Raw genomic sequence first — 17725 nt, 5'->3', positions numbered from 1 at the left:
TTAAAAACCTATTAGAATGGAAGAAATGATTTCGTGTAGCGAAAATCTACTTAGAATCCCCAAGTACATACTCCCTTAACTCAACTTTAAAGCGTCCAACACTCACCGCACTGGACATTTTAACGATCAATTTATGTTTGTCGTTTGAAAACCAGATGTCCATGGACGCGTCTTTGCTTTTGCTGAAAATTCCACCGAGGTCTTTTGTATCAGGTACCACACGAAGGCAATCAAACTGCCCTGCCTTAACTTTAATACTCTCCTCTCCGGCCACAACAATGTCTGCTTTCAGGCTTTTTTTCCCATCGGTTACCGGCACGCTTATATGCTCACCCAGGGCAAATTCACCCATCCTGAATGCAAAAAGTACCGAGAATGGATCGTGGCAGCCCTCGGGTATGCTAATGGGGGCCAACTGATCATCGAAGTTTTTATACTGAGCGGTCTTGTTATCCCAATCAAAGGTTACAGTTACTTCACGCTTTCGACCACCTTCGCTCTGACTTTTCATGTAACTTAGCGATTGGGTCACTTGGGCATTCGTACAGCTTTCGATGCGATTTCGAACACTATAAAAAGTGTCCGCCCAAGAGGTCGTTCGAACTAAAATAATAAACTTTAAATCCCCAAGATCTTTTTCACCCGGTTCTTCAACTATTAGCTCGGCCTCTCCAACCTTAAAAAATCCCCACTTTATATCGTAAAGAAAATGGTCCCCTGCATTGAAAGGCCTTTCATCTCCTACCTCGGCGGTCACCCAGCTTGGTAACATGAACAACACCGCCAACACCAGTGGTGTCATCCGCACCTTGTCGTAGGGGAAATTTAAAACTACGCGTGTTTTGGAGAATGGCATACGCATCTACGACTAGCTTTAGAAGTTGGAGTTCCCACAGCCCTGTGGGTCAACTGATCTTCACGGGCTCCAAATTCCATATTTCCTTTGAATATTGGTGAATGGTGCGATCTGAAGAAAACTTTCCAACCCGTGCAGTATTCAGAACAGCCATACGTGCCCACCTTTCCTTGTCACGAAATGCCTTATCAACTTCCTTCTGCGCACTTAAGTATGCCTCGTAGTCTGCCATGACAAGAAATGGATCTCCGCCATCGAGTAAACTGTGGCGTAGCGGAGATAAAACTCCTGGTTCATGAGGCGTGAACGAGTCACTCCCAAGCCAATCGACAATATTGCGAAGCTCCTGATTCTTGTAGTACGGGTCGTAGGGATTATATCCTTTTTTTCTGAGAGCTTCTACCCCTTCAACAGTTAGGCCAAAGATGAAAATGTTTTCTTCCCCGACTTCCTCGAGGATCTCCACATTTGCCCCATCGAGCGTTCCGATCGTAAGCGATCCGTTCAAGGCAAGTTTCATATTTCCAGTTCCGGAAGCTTCCTTGCCAGCGGTTGAAATCTGTTCGGATAAGTCGGATGCTGGAATTATTTTTTCACTCAACGATACTCCATAATTGGGAATAAAAACCACTTTGATCCGATCCTTAACGCGGGGGTCGTTATTAATCACCTTCCCGACAGAATTTATGGCTTTAATGATTGTCTTGGCCAAGTAGTAACCAGGTGCAGCCTTTGCTCCGAAAATAAATACCCGAGGCACCATATCATAATCCGGATCATGCAGTATCCGGTAATACAATGTAAGAATATGAAGTAAGTTCAAATGCTGTCGTTTGTATTCATGCAGGCGTTTGATTTGCACATCGAATAATGCATCCGGGTTTACGTCGATATGACAAAGACGCTTGATGATAGCTGCCAGCTCGACCTTGTTCTCCCGTTTTATTTCCATAAACTTCTTCTGGAAATCTGGATCTTTAGCGAACGGTCCAAGTTTTTGTAACCTATCGAGATCGGATGGCCAATCCTTTCCAATTTTCTCGGAAATCAAGTTAGAAAGCCTAGGGTTACAAGCTAACAACCAGCGGCGGGGTGTAATCCCATTGGTCTTGTTGTTGAAGCGGTCCGGATAGAGCTCAAAGAAGTCTTTGAGAATATTCTTTTTCAAGAGATCTGTATGGAGGGCAGCAACGCCATTCGTACTATGGCTTCCTATCACGGATAAATGAGCCATTCGAATCATCTGAACATCGCCTTCTTCGATAATCGACACCGCGGATTTTTTAGCATCGTTTCCAGGCCATTTTGCCTCCACTTCGATATCCAGAAACCATTGATTGATATCGTAGATCAACATTAAGTGACGCGGTAAAACCTTCTTGAGTAAAGGAACACTCCACTTTTCGAGTGCTTCTGGCAAAAGTGTGTGGTTGGTGTAACCAAATGTTTTAACAATGATATCCCAAGCCTGACTCCACTCCATTTTTTCTTCGTCCAAAAGGATACGTAACAATTCAACAATAGCCAATGCAGGATGTGTATCGTTCAACTGTATCGCCGCCTTATCTGAGAATTGGGCCCAACCAGAATGGCTTAATTTATATCTGCGAATGATATCCTGCAACGAGCAACAGACGAAGAAATACTGTTGTACTAAGCGAAGCTCTTTTCCACTTTCGGTAGAATCGTTTGGGTAGAGCACTTTGGATATGGTTTCGCTCACTGCCTTCTCCTGAACTGCTTCCACGTAACCTCCTTGGTTGAAGGTATCGAGATCAAACTCTTCCGAAGACTTACAAGCCCAGAGTCGTAAAAAATTCACTGTTTCCGCCCCGTATCCACAAATGGGAATGTCAAACGGGACGCCAACCATCGTTTTAGGATTAACCCAAACAGAAGTGGGATTTCCAAAATTGTCAAAATGCGTCTCTACTCGACCGTACAAATTTACTTCCATGGAATACTCAGGGCGAACGACTTCCCATGGATTCGCAAACTGCAACCAATTATCTGGATGCTCCACCTGGTGACCGTTTACAAACTCCTGCCGAAAAAGCCCATACTCGTAGTGAATACCGTAACCAATGGCTGGATAATCCAGGCTCGCCAACGAATCTAAAAAACACGCGGCTAAGCGACCGAGGCCACCATTGCCGAGACCCATGTCGGGTTCCTCTTCACGAATTTCATCCAGATTGTATCCCAACTCCTGCAACGCCTGGCGTGCTTGACCTTCCAAACCGGTATTGAACAAATTGTTGTTCAACAGGCGCCCCATCAAATACTCGAGGGATAGGTAATATACACGCCGAACATCTTTTTCGTAATGCGTCTCCTGCGTAATGATCATACGCTCAAGAATCCGGTCCCGCACAGCCATGCAGGTGGAAACCCAGTAATCACGATTCCCTGCGCTGTTTAGATCGCGCGCCAAAGTATATTTGAGATGATTTAGTATGGAGGTTTTCAGACCATCCACCGTATCATCCGTATTAAAATGAAATCCGTTCTTGGCTTTGCTATTTTTAGTTTTTGCCTTGGTGACACTCATATTCTTTGCCATTGAAACTCTAATTATTGAGTTTGGTGAAGACTTGAAAATCCAAGTCCTCGAGTTTTTGAAGGTCCTTATTAAAGTGAAGGTAATGGATGACGAGCACCAAAACCTATTAATTCAATCGAGTTTTTCATACTTTTTATGAAAGAATTCCTCAAAATCGCAGGATTACTTCATAAATCGACGATCTAGCTCATTAAGGCCAATCTCAAAATAAGTCGGTTTTCCCAGGGGACTAATAAGCGGATTCTTGCATTTGAATAGCTGAGATACCAACCCAACCATTTCACCCTCACTGACCGAATCGTCCAAGCGAACCGATTTCATGCAAGCCAGTCGGGCAATCTTATCAAAAGCTTCCACCGGCTTATTTTTCCGCAAAGTTCCGTCTTTCATCATACCAACCAAGTCTACGATTAAGGACTCAGCCTGCTCGGGAGTCGTCCAGACGGGCACCGCCTCAATTCGGAAAAAATTGCGCCCAAACTCGGAGATTTTAAAGCCGCTTTGGTTTAAAAAATCCAGATTCTCCAACATCAGCGAGGCTCCCAAAGCATCGAGTTCCAGGGGGACAGGAAGAAGCAATTGCTGTGCGGGCACTTTTTCGTGGAGGTACTGTGCATCCAGTTCTTCGTACAAAATGCGTTGATGCGTCGCTCTTCTATCCAGCACGATGATCCCTTTTGAGGAGTCAAAAACTGCGAGTCCTCTTTTTACATGGCCGACAAATTTCCACTCCAATTCCCAGGATTTTTCTGGATTCTCTGGTTTCGTTTTAGGGAGTGTTCCTGGGCGAATTACGGTCGCGTTTGAGGCAAGGGCGGGAGTTGTTCGGGATGGAATAGTTGCGGCTGGCTTTACTAAGCTGCCGCCTGCGACCACAGGCTCAGGAATCAGTGTTGATTTAAATTCATCCGAGGTTTTTCCTGTGATATTCGCGGGCTTATTCTGCTCGGTGGCCGCGCGCAGTCGCTCCAACAAGCTCCGAATGATAAAACCCCTTACCCGAGCAGCGTCGCGAAAACGAATCTCGCGTTTCGAAGGATGCACATTTACATCCACAGCCGCAGGATCGAGCTCTAGAAATAAAAATGCGATCGGGTAACGGCCACGTGGTAAATAGGAGTGATAGGACTCCAACAAAGCCTGGTTTAGCGTGGGGCTAGTAACTGGTCGATTATTTACGATGGTGATCATCTCGTGTCGGGTTGATCGCCCCCTACCTGGCAAGCTGATCAATCCATGCAGACCAAAACCAGGTTCTGCCATTTCCACTGTTACCAAGCCGTCTGCGATCGAGTTTCCGAAGATTTCCAGCACGCGATCTTTTAACGAAGGACAGGCAGGCGAATTAAACAGAAGACGCCCGTCTTCAATAAGTGTAAACGCTGTTTCAGGATTCGCGATCGCGTAAATCCGGGCGAGCTGGATGATATGGGCAGCTTCTGTTGAATCAGCCTTAAGAAATTTACGCCGGGCGGGCACCGAATTAAAAAGATGAGAAACCTCGATCCGAGAACCCGTGGGCATGCCACACTCTTTGACGTGGACCAGTTTGCCCCCGTTGATCATCAATTCAGTACCACCATCGGTCTCCTGGGGCCGGCTTCGCAGCTGAAACCGCGACACACTCGCGATCGATGGAAGGGCCTCCCCGCGAAACCCAAACGAAGCAATCCTTAGCAAATCTTCAGCAAGCCGAATTTTACTGGTCGCGTGACGTTCGATAGACAAAAGTGCCTGATCCTTCGTCATCCCACAACCATTGTCTTCAATGCGAATATAAGATCGGCCCCCGTTTTTAAATTCAATTTCAACTCGTGTGGCTCCCGCATCCAAACTGTTTTCCAAGAGTTCCTTAACGACAGCAGCCGGGCGCTCAATCACTTCGCCAGCAGCAATTTGATTGGCAACTTTATCAGGTAAAACTCGGATTTCGGGCATGAGAAGTCAGTGTGGGAAATCAGGAGGCTAAGCTAAAGCATTTTCTAATTTTTCCTGGCAATGGCAAATAATCAGAATGGACAAGGTATAAATAAATTGTTTGGATAAGAAATATTGTCCTCAAAGAACATTTCAAGATGTTCAAAAATTTTGCAGTCACACCCCACATGAGAGAATTTCAAGTAACCATTCCGGAAACACTTCCCGGCGTTGACGTTGCGTTTGGCTTGAAACAGTGTGTTGGAAAGCCAGAAGTGTTTCAGGGCCTGCTACATAGATTCTGGACAGATTATCAAAACTCTTGGGAAGAACTGCGCGAGCTTGATGGCTCAGTAGACCAACAGACCTGGTTGCTTCATAATGTGAAAGGTACCGCTGGTAATTTGGGATTGCACGACCTGACAGGTATTTGCTGTGAACTCAAAAAAGATTTGAGTTCCTCGAACCATCTGAGTGATGAACCTATCGAGCGTTTCCACATGGAGCTTGAAAAAGTAGGTGGGTCTATAAAGAAATTAGACAGCTTTTTTGAAAGCTGATTAATTAAAGTGCCTAAGTAGCGTATATTCCCACGTCGCCAACCGCGGCCTATCCATTTATTTCATTATGCCTAATCATCTGGTAAACGAAAAAAGTCTCTATCTACAACAGCACGCCAACAATCCGGTCGACTGGTATCCCTGGGGCGACGAAGCGTTTGCAAAAGCGAAGGCTGAAGATAAGCCGCTGCTGATAAGTATTGGCTACTCTTCCTGCCATTGGTGTCACGTAATGGAACATGAATCGTTTGAAAACGAATACATTTCAGGCCTCATGAACGAGCACTTTGTATGCATCAAGGTAGACCGGGAGGAACGCCCTGATGTGGACCAGATCTACATGGAAGCCGTCCAGATGATCGCTCAACACGGAGGCTGGCCACTCAATGTATTTTGTTTGCCCGACGGAAAACCTTTTTTTGGCGGCACTTATTTTCCCCCTGAAGATCGAGGCAACGGTATGGTTCCATGGCCGCAAGTCCTCATTCGCGTGATAGATTTCTATAAGAAAAACCGCGATCAGTTGGAGGAAAATGCCGATAGCATCATCAAGAACCTGATGGCCTCCAATGACCCCGCTGTAAGCAGCGAAGGTTTCGTGGATGGTACAACACTCCAACAAGCGGCTATTGAGTTTGCAAAGCGCCACGACGACGAGTTTGGCGGATTTGGCCAAGCACCCAAGTTCCCACCATCCATGGCTTTGAATTTCCTGATTCAGGCACGGAACAGTTTAAAGGAAGATGACAAGAAGGGGGAATTGGCGCGCATTGACGAAGTGATTGATACTACTCTCACCTCGATGGCCCACGGTGGAATTTATGACCAAATCGGTGGTGGTTTCGCCCGTTACAGTGTAGATAGGTTCTGGTTGATCCCTCACTTCGAAAAAATGCTTTACGATAATGGGCTGCTTTTAGACATCTATGCCAAGGCCTGGACCACCTACCAAAAGCCTCTCTACAAAGCCATCGTGGAAGAGACGGCCACATGGGCACTACGCGAAATGCACGCAGAAGGTGGAAACTTTTATTCGGCTTACGATGCGGATAGCGAAGGAGAAGAAGGAAAGTTTACGGTATGGAAACCCGAAGAAATAAAAGAAGTACTTGGCGAAGAAGCAGGTACACGATTCTGCGACGTTTATAATATTTCCGATACTGGAAACTTCGAACATGGCTTCTCCAATCCTGCTCTGACTGAAAGTGATTTTTCAGTTCGCGAGTCCTTAAAAGAGGCACGCGAAAAACTCTATGCCCACCGCGCAAAACGAGTGTGGCCAGGATTAGACAAGAAACAGTTAACCTCCTGGAACAGCCTGCTCATCCGTGGACTTGCGGAAGCAGGGTTTGCGCTCAGCCGGAAGGATTTATTCGACGCGGCAAAAGGTGCTGCTGATTTCATTTGGGATAATCTTAGAACCAGCGAAAATCGCCTTCGGTCTGTTTTTTACACGGAGTCAAAACTCAATGGGTATCTCGATGATTATGCTTACTTTGCGGAAGCATTGCTGAGCATTGCGGCTTACGTGGATTTCTTCCATCCAGGTGAATCAAAAGTATACCTGGAGCAGTGTGAGGCCATTACACAAAGTGTCCTGAAACATTTTAAAGATGATCAAGCCATTGGCTTTTATTTTACCTCAGGAGACCATGAAAATCTCATCGCTCGCAAAAAAGAATGGTGGGACAACGCTACTCCTTCGGGTAACGGCACCATGCTCCATGTCCTTTCATCACTCTACTACATAACGGTTAATCCAACTTATGAAGAAGAACTCACCGCCCTGCGAAATGGCTACACAGGATTGATTGCGAGAAACCCATTTGGAGTGCCCCACGCCCTCAGTGCGTTTATGGCCGACCAAAATGGCATCGAAGTTATTAAAGTTAAAGATGTCGATAATTTGGACGAACTCCGAACCCTGCTTCTAAATCAACCTTGGGCCCGACGGTTCACGCTCATTACAGAGCTGGAAAACCAACCATCCGGTTATCAAAAGTGTATCGGTACTCGCTGTCTACAACCTGAACTCGATCCCAAAAATCTATACCAGTAAATGACCCGGGTATTTTCTTAGGATGAATAATGAGGCACCAAGGAAACTATTTTTTACTTGGCCGTAACAGAAGGATCTGTACCCAAGGTTCCACGAAACAATACGAGCGAGCGTTGACCCTTTATCTGTTCCAATGAACTCAGGGCCTCTGCCAAACGCTCGTCCATTTTGAGGCGGACGCGTTCGTCTTCATATTCGGGTTTTTCCAAAAACTTCTTAATGCTATTCACGGAACGTTTTGCTAACTTCACGCTGACCTCGTGCCTGGTGATGAGCCGGGCTTGATACCAATCACTACCATAACAATTTTCGGGTGTGAACAATTCACGGATCTCTGGATCGGCCAGCGTTTTACCTTCAAACTGACCGTAGGCCATAATGTTTAAAAGAGCGGCAAGAGGCGGACATGCCATCTCAATTGATTTATCCTCAAAATACATCCTCGCTACACGCTTCTGAGTCTCGATGATATTTTCTATTCCATCTACAAAGACAGCCTCGTCCTGTAATTCAGGTTTCAACATGTCTTCCGTAAACAAACTGGAAGGATTGCTAAGAATCCGTCCGCAAAACGTGTGTACAAACTTTTTGGTAATCCGGTAACCCAGGCGACTGGCAGGAATAGTTTTACCATCATATTCAAAATCTTCCACAGGTTCCAAGTGACCTTCACTGATAAGGAACTTCACATCCTGTTCTTCCGGAGTCATGCGGCACCAGATTTCCGGTACTAACAAACTGATATCATGATCAACGCGGTATTTAGGACCAATCCAACCTGCAGCCGATGAAAAACATGCGTACCCGGATATCAGATAGGATACGAGCGCATTGTTCAGATCCACAATGGGTGACAACGCATTGAAAGGTCCCTTCGTTAAGGCCCCTTCAGATCCTGCACCGGTGGTGGATGGAGATTTACCTGTCAGACTCGCAATAAAGTCCATAAACAACTCAGGTAACTCTTGATAGTGGAGAGGATTATACACACACAAAGGACGAATTCCTGCTTCTTTGTCAGGCGGGTTGTTACGACGGCCAGCAAGAACAGCATTTACTGGAAACGGGACTTCCTTATCCAGTGGAATTCGACGAAACAAACGTGCACCCACATGGGATAGGTACATATTGCGCGGATTGATTAGGTTTGGCCGCGCCTGAAGGTATCGCGGATTCTTAGTCGGCACACCATCAACCAGTCTGGGAAAAGCGGTGCAGACCATGTAGTCCGGGCCGCTTTCGTCAGCGACAAAGCGTTTGATCATTTCCTGCATTGGCTCGGTAAATTGATCAAAGCGTATCATATCCTTCATAATTTCCTCCGCCCGCTCACGTGTAATGGGCTCATAGTTGGAAAAGAAGTTTTTGGGGCCAGAAAAGTCCAACTCCGCTTGTTTATCATAGCCACGCACAATGGCATCGTCCGGTCTCTGGAAAAAGCGATACTCGCAGTTTCGCGTGAACTTCAGCCCTCTATGCTTAAACCGAGGATTCGTCCTAAGCTCCGTTGAAGCAGGAATCGTAATAGAGGCGGTAATATCGTCTTCCCGTTGGATCTTCTGAGACGGATTAAAATCCTTCCGTAAACTGAAAGTTCGCCAAGAACCATTAGGCATAAAACCCACACGAAGGTAGTGAGTAATTAATTTAGTTTCCCGGTACTTCAGCTCATTGCCGAACATACCATTGATAACATCGACACCAAATCGTCCGCGCCAATCTTCACCCCAATCCGGTTTCCAAACCCGTTTTACAACAAAAACCAGGTCGCGGATGTAACGCGGAATGGAGGTAATAAATTCATTGTGCTCGTCGGTATATTTGGAAGATGGCGTAAACAGTTTTACGACCGATCCAAGTGAACGATCGACACTCAAAATGGGTCGCCCCTTTTCACGGTTCCTAGCTGCTTTATTGAAACGTTGGCCAAACTCATAGTTAATAATTTGTTCAACTCGGTCAAAATCACTTTGGAAATCTGATACGAATACCGGGCCAAAAACCATAGCGTCTGAAATAGGCTTGGAGATCTCGGACTTACCTCCACCGGAAACGGTACAGGGTTTGTGGCAAAAGGTACCTTCCGCGGTCGTTCCGAATAAGCGCCAGCGCCAGCCTGCCGCTGGACGACCCATCTCTACTTTGTATCCGGATGGCAACACATAGGTGGTATTGGGAACCAGGTGAATCTCCTGTTTCTTCCCTTCCTTCTCCCAGGTAACAATCTGATCGCGAAGAGCGATATTCACATCGGCCGGAACGTACACAATATTTGGGTACTTCTTATCAATCGCATAACCTTCCGGCTTCACATCCATGATCTCACCAAAGTTTTTTACCACATCTTCAAAGGTGTGGTGCACTTCCGGGAAATAGCTGCTAAGGTGAAACTCTTCCCCCAAATCATAACTGGGAAATGCAACAGCACCTCCGGCATGTTCTTCTTCAACTTGCCCATAGAGGTTGGCAGCATAACTGATCTGCGTCTTCACTTCTTTTTTGCAGTACCCAAAGTAATTGTCAGCAATCAGAGTCACCATTACACCACGGTGATCTCGACAGGTGACTTTAAAAGCACCTCCATCATTGTAGAGTTCTTCTTCCGACTCCCAACACATGCCGTCTCGTTTCTGGAGCTCCGTAGCATCAGAAACATTCGGAAGCCCAAGATCTTTCTTTTTCAAGCTCGTCAGATGAGGAGCCAATATCACTGCGCCGGTATGTCCGGACCAATGCTCAATATCCAACTGAGAATCATTTTCGACTAAATAGGGATCCCCGGCATTTCCAAATATCGATTCCACAAAATCCAAATTACTGACGAGATTACCCGGAGCGAAAAATCGTGTCTCCATTGTCTTCTGAGAAGTAGCTCCATCCACATGGGGACAAATAACAGGACGAAGCATTATGGATACAAACAATTCAGCCTGATTTTCCTGAGTTGAAGTAAACGGAATTCGCATCAACTCCTTCGGCGGATTTAGGGCAGCTCTTAAAAGCCGTGCAAACGCGATTTGTGGAACCGACTTTTTATCGGCTGCAATCGGGAGACCTCCTTCAACCACGTGAAATACTCCTTTGGTTGTGCGCCTGTCGCTTTTCGGGTTATGCAAAACGCCGTTAACTACCCGGTAGGATTCAATTATATCGGATTGGAATCGATCCTGGCCGGGTGGCAGAGAGAGTACCCGGGCTAAGCCATGGCGTTCCAAGACCATACTATGAGAGGGGACAAAAGTAGTTTCTCCAATCTCTTTCGCATGTTCACCCAGGAACGACTTGATAAAATCATGAATACGCGCATCCACAGGGCAAAGGTGATCGCGAAGAAGGCGATTTTTCTCCACAAAATTTGCCAACAAAGATTCACCTAATTTTAAAAAGGGAAAATCGTCGGGATTACCGTAGGTAGGAAAACCGCGTGCAGCGAGTTTCAGGTTAACAAATTCGACCAGGTTTATATCTCCTTCCACCTCGCTTAAGGTTTCAGGATCAAAGCCGATTGCGTATTTTAGCTCGTTCATTCAGAGATTGGAGTAGAAATTTGATGTGACCACGCACCTCTAAAGAGTAGGTTTCCAGGTACGAAGCTCAAATTTTTAGCAGGTCTTGGGCCGATGCAATGAGAAAGCCTTTTAAAGTCGGAATTCGATCAGATTGCTTGGAAAACGGACTGGGCAAAAACTTGGATTTTTACTCGAAACGTTTCTTCCAGGCTTTGATCTGACGTTGAACTTGTTCCGGGCCGGGCATGCCCGTTTTTTCACGCGCGGCTAAGGCCTTTTCAACATCAAAACAATTCACCCAATCCGCAGCAAACCGTGGATCCACAGATTGAACGTCTTCAAGTGATAATGCATTTAGCCCAACAGTCTTTTCTTCGGCCAAAGCAACCAGGGCTCCAATCACATGGTGTGCTTCACGAAATGGCACACCTTTGTTTACCAAATAATCTACCACGTCCGTAGCTAATAGCCCAGGATCCGAAACCGCTACTGCACATTTTTCAGGGACCATCGCCAATCCACTGACTACACCCTCAACTACTTGAAGACATAGAATTGTTTGGTCGAGCGCATCGAAAACAGGCGGTTTGTCTTCCTGAAGATCTCGGTTATAGGTCAAAGGCAGCCCTTTCACCATCGTCAATAAAGCGGTAAGGTCGCCTACGATCCGGCCGGATTTTCCACGGACAAGCTCCATCGCGTCCGAGTTTTTCTTCTGCGGCATTAAGGATGAGCCTGTGCAAAAACTCTGCGGTAAAACGACAAAACCAAACTCGGAGCTACTCCAGAGAATAAAGTCCTCCGATAACCGGGAAAGATGCAGACTAATCATCGAGCAGGCATAGACAAAGTCCAGGTGGACATCCCGGTCGCTTACCGCATCCATACTATTTTGCGTCACTCTTGGGTTACCGGCGTCGTCTACAAATCCGAGCAACGCGGCAGTCAACTCCCGATCAATAGGCAAAGTAGTGCCGGCAATAGCACCGGATCCTAACGGACACCAGTTTGCCTGATCTTTTACCGATCCTACGCGCTCGAGGTCCCGACCCAGCATTTCAACGTAGGCCAATAAATGGTGGGCAACACTGACAGGCTGAGCCCGTTGCAAGTGAGTGTAACCTGGAATGTAAATTGATTGGTTTTTTTCGGCCTGATCGACCAATGCTGCTATGGCAGCTTTCAGTCCAGCTTCCAGTTCGGAACAGGCGGCCTTGAAAAACAAGCGCATGTCGGTGGCAATCTGGTCATTACGCGAACGTGCGGTATGCAGCTTGGCCGCTTCGGGCACGCGCTCGGTTAGCGCCTGTTCGATATTCATGTGAACATCTTCAAACCGTACGTCCCAAATAAACGATCCTGCTTCAACTTCTGAGCGAATCTCAGCTAATCCGGCGTGGATAGCCTCTTTTTCAGGGATAGTTAGCAAACCAACCTCAGCCAGCATCGCCGAATGAGCTTCGCTGCATTGGATATCAAAGAGAGCGAGCCGTTGGTCAAAAGACACCGATTCACTAAAACGCAGCATAAGCTCCGCCGGTCCGTTGGAAAACCGGCCACCCCAGGTCGCTTGTTTGGATGGCTTACTCATAATGGTCGAAGAAAAAAACAATAAGTCCCTGAATTACAACGCCTATTATTTGGGAAGGGTTGGTGACATTGAAGTGGTGGTGGCATGTATGTCTGGGTTGAAAGACAGTACATTCAGGAATTAAAGAGTTTCCTCGCCCACCGAAAAATTCACGCCCTTAATCCCGGCGATAGAACAGGCGTCCATAACCTTGATGATCATTTGATGGGTAGTGCCATCGCTTGGCGCTATCGTCACCAATGCCTCCACTTTGTTGGCATCGCTGGATTCTTTAAATCGGGTGAGCATTCCGGTCAGTTCCAAAAACCGCGACGACTGAGGTGAATCATAAGCATACTCATTGACAATAACCTGACCCGCATCGTCGATTTCGATAATTTGTTCATCCGGCATATCGATCGGTTCGCTCTGTTCAACGACTCCGGGTAGTTGGAAAGAGATGTCCGCTTCCTGTTTGTCGAGCGTCGAGGTCACCAGGTAATACATGAGCAACAAAAACACGATATCGATCATCGGTGCGATAGGAATGGATGGCTTGGGTCCTGGTTTCTTTTTTAATCGGGCCATCTCAACTCCTGGCTTCGTAGGTTGCGTAGATGACCTCGTACGCACCTACTTCTGCACACGCCTTTAAAACTTTTTTTATTTCCGCAAAGGGAGTGGTCCTGTCCGCCCGAACGGTAATTTTAAGCACTGGATTCATTTTTATTTCGCCGCCGATACGATCCTTCAGCGCTTCGAGACTGACGGACTGCGTCCCAAGATAAATGGTACCGTCTTCTTTAACGGAAACCACTCCACGCGCAGAAACATCTTCAGGCACCTCACTGGCATGAGATTCAGGAAGCTCTACTTCCTGAGCTTTGTCCGCCTTAGCCAAGGTACTCACACACATAAAAAACACCAACAGCAGAAAAACCATATCGATCATTGGAGCCATTTGAAACTCCTCTTCAGGCTGGGATCTTTTTTTGCGTTTAATCATCGTCGATCAGTAAGCAACGTTACCTTGGCAGAAACCATGCATGAGAAAAGGAAGAAATTATTTCGCTTTATCGGAGTAAGCAAAGGCAATCTGTTAACCGCTGAAGACGTTTGCACCATGGCTGTCGATGCCATCATTCGATAGCGAACCCACTCCTGAGCGTAGCTCCCCCGGTTGCAAAAGCGGTTTATAGGGCAGCGACCTTGAAACAGCAGAAAGCCGTAACCCCCTCGCTCATTCAAGAATCAGAAGCGTGTATTTCCAATTCAAACAGTGTTGAGTCCGAGGTGCTCTTTGTCAGGAAAAGTTTCCCATTGTGAGCCAAGCCAATTTCCCTGGCTAAACTTAGCCCAAGACCAAGGCCAGGTGAATTAGTCGAACGACAGTTATGTCCGCGATAGAAACGATCAAAGATAAGACCTTGATCTTCCGACGAAATCATCGGACCAGAGTTTTCAATGGAAAAACTTATTATTCCTCGATCCGACTTTAGTTCCATCCTCACAAACCCATTCGCCTTATTGTGTTTAATCGCGTTGGAAATAAGGTTTTGAATAACCTGTCCAAGCATGAGTCGGTCCGCCATCACATGGATGTCGGCTGCGATACTTGTTTCTATCCTCAATCCAAATTCTTCAGCCAGGATCTCTGCATCCCGCGCAAAGGATCCCAATTCTTCAGAAAAGTTATAGCGCTCGATGGTTAAAGGCATTTTCCCCGCATCCGCTTGAGATAATAAGAAGAGACTTCGAATGATTCGCCTAAGCCGCTCTACTTCCTCCATGAGACGGTTGAGGGTTTGCTGTTCGACCGAATCAGGTGCGCAATGCTGTAATCGGGAAGAAATCTCACTTTGAATGATGGTGAGCGGCGTTTTGAGTTCATGCGATGCATCGGAACTAAATCGCATTGCCTGGTGAAAACTAATTTCGAGACGATCCATCATCTCATTGATTACGGAAACCAAGGTATCAAATTCTTTATCGTATTTATGAGTGGATGAAATCCGTTGGCTGAGATCTTTGGACGAAGTCATTCTGGCTGTCTGAGCAATCGCTGCTACAGGACCGACGGCGCGGCTAGCGATCAAATACGCTCCTCCTCCAATGGCTATTATCACAAAACCCAAAGCTCCAAAATAATACATTCTGAGGTTTCGGATTCTCGACTGATAACTGTCCAGGCTGATTCCGATATAAATCGATAATTCGGGATTGGCCAGAGTTGCCATTCTCCACTTGGTTTTACCAACCGGAACCGTATACAAATGCGGCTCATCAAGAAGTGGATATCTCACAAATCCTTCGCTTTTTCCCCACATCCCCATCGAGGTCTTCTTAATCAATTCATCGAAGCGGGGGAGGTCTTTGGAAGGAAAATCTTCAGGCCAATTGTCCGACTGATAGACAGCGTTTCTACTATACATATTGGATCGCAATTTGAGTATACGATCTGCTTTCCAGTCTTCGCCAATCAAAGTATCGATGGTGGTAGCAAACTGTTTCCAATCCGAATTCCAGCCATGATATTCGGTAATGCGCTGGCCTGGTAACACGATCTTGGCATCCAGCGCATCCCGAAACTCGCCTTCCAGCCAATGCCAACCAATGACACCGGTTGAAATAAGAAGTGTGCCACTCAGAAGAACGGTTAGAAGGACAGTCTTTAATCGGAAGGATCGCATACTATGAAGCTTTGATTCGATAACCCGTTCCCCGAACGGTCTCTATGAGTTCTCCTACTTGAACATCCTCAAACTTTCCCCGTATTCGTCGTATGTATACGTCAACTAAATTGGTTCCCGGGTCAAAATCGAAACCCCATACGTGCTCATAAATCTGCGACCGTGTGAACACTCGCCCTGGAGACTGGATCATATATTCGAGCAGGGCAAATTCTCGGTTGGTAAGCTCTATCGATTCACCATGATAAGTGGCTTCACGAGTAACAACATTCAGCAACAAAGGTCCCGCCTGAATAATGCTGTGCGCATGCCCGGTCGAACGCCTCACTATGGAGTGGAGTCGAGCGATTAATTCTTCGAGGTAAAATGGTTTCGTAAGGTAATCATCGGCCCCCAACTGAAAGCCTTCGAGCCGTTCATTCAATTCGGACCGTGCCGTAAGAATTAAGATGGGGACTCCGTTTTTTTGAGCCCGGAGGTTTTTTAAAATACTTAGCCCATCTCTACCGGGTAGCATGATATCGAGAATCAATGCATCAAAAGGCATAGTGGTCACTAGCGCATAGGCCGTGTCGCCATCCATGCATACCTCTGTCGAGTGCCCCATCTCTTCAAGCCCTTTCTTGATAAAATCGGCGATTTTCTTCTCGTCCTCTGCAACCAGTATTCTCATCGGCCTTCATTTCGGCAGAAACGGAGCTCGGACACACACCTAAAAACCGAAGATGAAAAACTTTTAATCCAACCCACCCCAACAGTTCATCTTGGTGTGCTACAAATGAATCATTGATGACGGAAACATTTTTGAAATCTCAATCCAACTTTTAAGAAGTTCAAAGACTATCTAAACGTATGAATTCTATCAAACACACCCTGATCCTCACTTTCGCATTCTTTCAATCCTGCCTCAGTCTCTCAGCGAATCATCATAAGGCCGCGGTACCAATGGATGACTCTCACTGGACCATCAAATCGGAAGGCTTCAAATTTGAGGAGCACCTGGGCGCGCAGAGCCTTTACTTACCTAGCGGTGTCGCAACCCTCAACGACGTCGTATTCCACAACGGAATAATTGAGTTCGATATCGCCTTCCCGGAAGGGCGTGGATTTCCGGGGATATTCTTCCGATCACAAGACGATAGAAACTCTGAAGAATTTTATGTGAGACCCCACCAATCTGGAAATCCTGACGCCAATCAATACACTCCCAGGTTCAATCGGACCGCAGCATGGCAGCTGTATCATGGAGACGGTTACGGTGCGGCTTTGGATTTTAAATACAACGCATGGAATCACGTGAAACTGGTGATCAGCGGAACCGTAGGCGAGGTTTTCGTGAATGACATGGAGACCCCACTCTTCCAGATTTATGAGCTAAAACACGGTGATGTCGAAGGACCCATTTTATTAAAAGGAAACGCCAACTCACATTTCGCAAACTTCTCCTACGTCCAGACGGACAACCCTCCACTGAAACTTCCCATAAAAGAAGTGCCAGATTTTGAGGCAGGCGTCATTGCTGGGTACCAAATCTCAAACGTCATTGAGGATACGGCCCTGGAAGGCGAAACCTGGTTCAGAGAAAAGCACTTTTCTGAGCTCGCCCGGCATTCCGCATGGCCCGACTACACAGGTTCGATTAACATATCTAAGGGTGTGGATCGATCAGAAGGCAAAAACACCGCCCTCGTAAAAATCAATGTCTCGTCTCGGACAAAACAAATTAAAAAATTCGACTTCGGCTACAGCGATGAAGTCCTGGCATTTGTAAACGGGCAACTGGTCTACAGCGGCACCAACGAATTTAGAACCAGAGACTACCGCTACCTTGGCACTATTGGCTATTTCGACTCCATCTATCTGGATCTTGAAGCCGGAGACAACGAAATCGTTTTTGCGATAAAAGAAGTTGTCGGCGGATGGGGAATGAAAGCCAAAATCGAAGACCAAAGTGGCCTAACATTTCATCAATAATCAACCTCAGTAGGGTTGTAAGGCCAG

The 17725-nt window shown here is 46.5% G+C and carries 12 protein-coding genes; 3 read left to right on the top strand and 9 right to left on the bottom strand.

Features of this window, described 5'->3' with window-relative positions; genetic code table 11:
• Window positions 1-46: 46 nt before the first annotated feature.
• The 3 genes from O3C43_09745 to mutL all read right to left on the bottom strand — a co-directional run bounded on the left by O3C43_09745 (window position 47) and on the right by mutL (window position 5357).
• Complete coding sequence (locus O3C43_09745) at window positions 47-856, bottom strand: DUF3108 domain-containing protein (protein MDA1066773.1); 810 nt, start codon at window positions 854-856, stop codon at window positions 47-49.
• Window positions 857-905: 49 nt separating this feature from the next.
• On the bottom strand, window positions 906-3419 hold the full coding sequence (locus O3C43_09740) for a glycogen/starch/alpha-glucan phosphorylase (protein ID MDA1066772.1): 2514 nt from the start codon (window positions 3417-3419) through the stop codon (window positions 906-908).
• A gap of 162 nt (window positions 3420-3581) precedes the next feature.
• On the bottom strand, window positions 3582-5357 hold the full coding sequence (gene mutL / locus O3C43_09735) for a DNA mismatch repair endonuclease MutL (protein MDA1066771.1): 1776 nt from the start codon (window positions 5355-5357) through the stop codon (window positions 3582-3584).
• A gap of 167 nt (window positions 5358-5524) precedes the next feature.
• On the opposite strand from mutL, the gene O3C43_09730 reads away from it, so the two are divergent.
• Together O3C43_09730 and O3C43_09725 are read left to right on the top strand one after the other, a co-directional pair.
• The gene (locus O3C43_09730; protein MDA1066770.1) at window positions 5525-5896 is read left to right on the top strand and encodes an Hpt domain-containing protein; all 372 of its coding nucleotides are present in this window, start codon (window positions 5525-5527) and stop codon (window positions 5894-5896) included.
• Window positions 5897-5963: 67 nt separating this feature from the next.
• Window positions 5964-7955 carry a thioredoxin domain-containing protein gene (locus O3C43_09725; GenBank protein ID MDA1066769.1) on the top strand — a complete coding sequence of 664 codons (1992 nt, stop codon included), beginning with the start codon at window positions 5964-5966 and terminating at the stop codon, window positions 7953-7955.
• A gap of 53 nt (window positions 7956-8008) precedes the next feature.
• Here O3C43_09725 and O3C43_09720 read toward each other — a convergent pair whose 3' ends face one another.
• From O3C43_09720 to O3C43_09695, 6 genes are all read right to left on the bottom strand, one after another.
• On the bottom strand, window positions 8009-11482 hold the full coding sequence (locus O3C43_09720) for a hypothetical protein (protein ID MDA1066768.1): 3474 nt from the start codon (window positions 11480-11482) through the stop codon (window positions 8009-8011).
• A 169-nt stretch (window positions 11483-11651) separates the two neighbouring features.
• Window positions 11652-13055 carry an argininosuccinate lyase gene (gene argH / locus O3C43_09715; GenBank protein ID MDA1066767.1) on the bottom strand — a complete coding sequence of 468 codons (1404 nt, stop codon included), beginning with the start codon at window positions 13053-13055 and terminating at the stop codon, window positions 11652-11654.
• Window positions 13056-13175: 120 nt separating this feature from the next.
• Window positions 13176-13622, bottom strand: coding sequence for a biopolymer transporter ExbD (locus tag O3C43_09710; protein MDA1066766.1), 447 nt, complete (start codon window positions 13620-13622; stop codon window positions 13176-13178).
• Window position 13623: 1 nt separating this feature from the next.
• Entirely contained in the window at window positions 13624-14040 is a 417-nt protein-coding gene (locus O3C43_09705) for a biopolymer transporter ExbD (protein ID MDA1066765.1), read from the bottom strand.
• Between the two features lie 238 nt (window positions 14041-14278).
• Entirely contained in the window at window positions 14279-15724 is a 1446-nt protein-coding gene (locus O3C43_09700) for an ATP-binding protein (GenBank protein MDA1066764.1), read from the bottom strand.
• A 1-nt stretch (window position 15725) separates the two neighbouring features.
• Window positions 15726-16397 carry a response regulator transcription factor gene (locus O3C43_09695; GenBank protein MDA1066763.1) on the bottom strand — a complete coding sequence of 224 codons (672 nt, stop codon included), beginning with the start codon at window positions 16395-16397 and terminating at the stop codon, window positions 15726-15728.
• A gap of 179 nt (window positions 16398-16576) precedes the next feature.
• On the opposite strand from O3C43_09695, the gene O3C43_09690 reads away from it, so the two are divergent.
• A complete protein-coding gene (locus O3C43_09690; protein ID MDA1066762.1) occupies window positions 16577-17698 on the top strand; it encodes a hypothetical protein in 1122 nt (373 codons plus the stop codon).
• The last annotated feature ends 27 nt before the right edge of the window (window positions 17699-17725 follow it).

The sequence above is a fragment of the Verrucomicrobiota bacterium genome (assembly GCA_027622555.1).
Classification (GTDB): Bacteria; Verrucomicrobiota; Verrucomicrobiia; order Opitutales; family UBA2995; genus UBA2995.
Note: the sequence above shows the minus strand (reverse complement) of the source record. Positions and strands in the feature narration are given on the sequence as shown.

What these genes read in the sequence shown, in the direction of transcription:
- argH (MDA1066767.1), bottom strand. Translation starts at nt 13,055, where the DNA reads ATGAGTAAGCCATCCAAACAAGCGACCTGGGGTGGCCGGTTTTCCAAC.
- O3C43_09745 (MDA1066773.1), bottom strand. Translation starts at nt 856, where the DNA reads ATGCCATTCTCCAAAACACGCGTAGTTTTAAATTTCCCCTACGACAAG.
- O3C43_09710 (MDA1066766.1), bottom strand. Translation starts at nt 13,622, where the DNA reads ATGGCCCGATTAAAAAAGAAACCAGGACCCAAGCCATCCATTCCTATC.
- O3C43_09725 (MDA1066769.1), top strand. Translation starts at nt 5,964, where the DNA reads ATGCCTAATCATCTGGTAAACGAAAAAAGTCTCTATCTACAACAGCAC.
- O3C43_09690 (MDA1066762.1), top strand. Translation starts at nt 16,577, where the DNA reads ATGAATTCTATCAAACACACCCTGATCCTCACTTTCGCATTCTTTCAA.
- O3C43_09695 (MDA1066763.1), bottom strand. Translation starts at nt 16,397, where the DNA reads ATGAGAATACTGGTTGCAGAGGACGAGAAGAAAATCGCCGATTTTATC.
- O3C43_09700 (MDA1066764.1), bottom strand. Translation starts at nt 15,724, where the DNA reads ATGCGATCCTTCCGATTAAAGACTGTCCTTCTAACCGTTCTTCTGAGT.
- mutL (MDA1066771.1), bottom strand. Translation starts at nt 5,357, where the DNA reads ATGCCCGAAATCCGAGTTTTACCTGATAAAGTTGCCAATCAAATTGCT.
- O3C43_09740 (MDA1066772.1), bottom strand. Translation starts at nt 3,419, where the DNA reads ATGGCAAAGAATATGAGTGTCACCAAGGCAAAAACTAAAAATAGCAAA.
- O3C43_09720 (MDA1066768.1), bottom strand. Translation starts at nt 11,482, where the DNA reads ATGAACGAGCTAAAATACGCAATCGGCTTTGATCCTGAAACCTTAAGC.
- O3C43_09705 (MDA1066765.1), bottom strand. Translation starts at nt 14,040, where the DNA reads ATGATTAAACGCAAAAAAAGATCCCAGCCTGAAGAGGAGTTTCAAATG.
- O3C43_09730 (MDA1066770.1), top strand. Translation starts at nt 5,525, where the DNA reads ATGAGAGAATTTCAAGTAACCATTCCGGAAACACTTCCCGGCGTTGAC.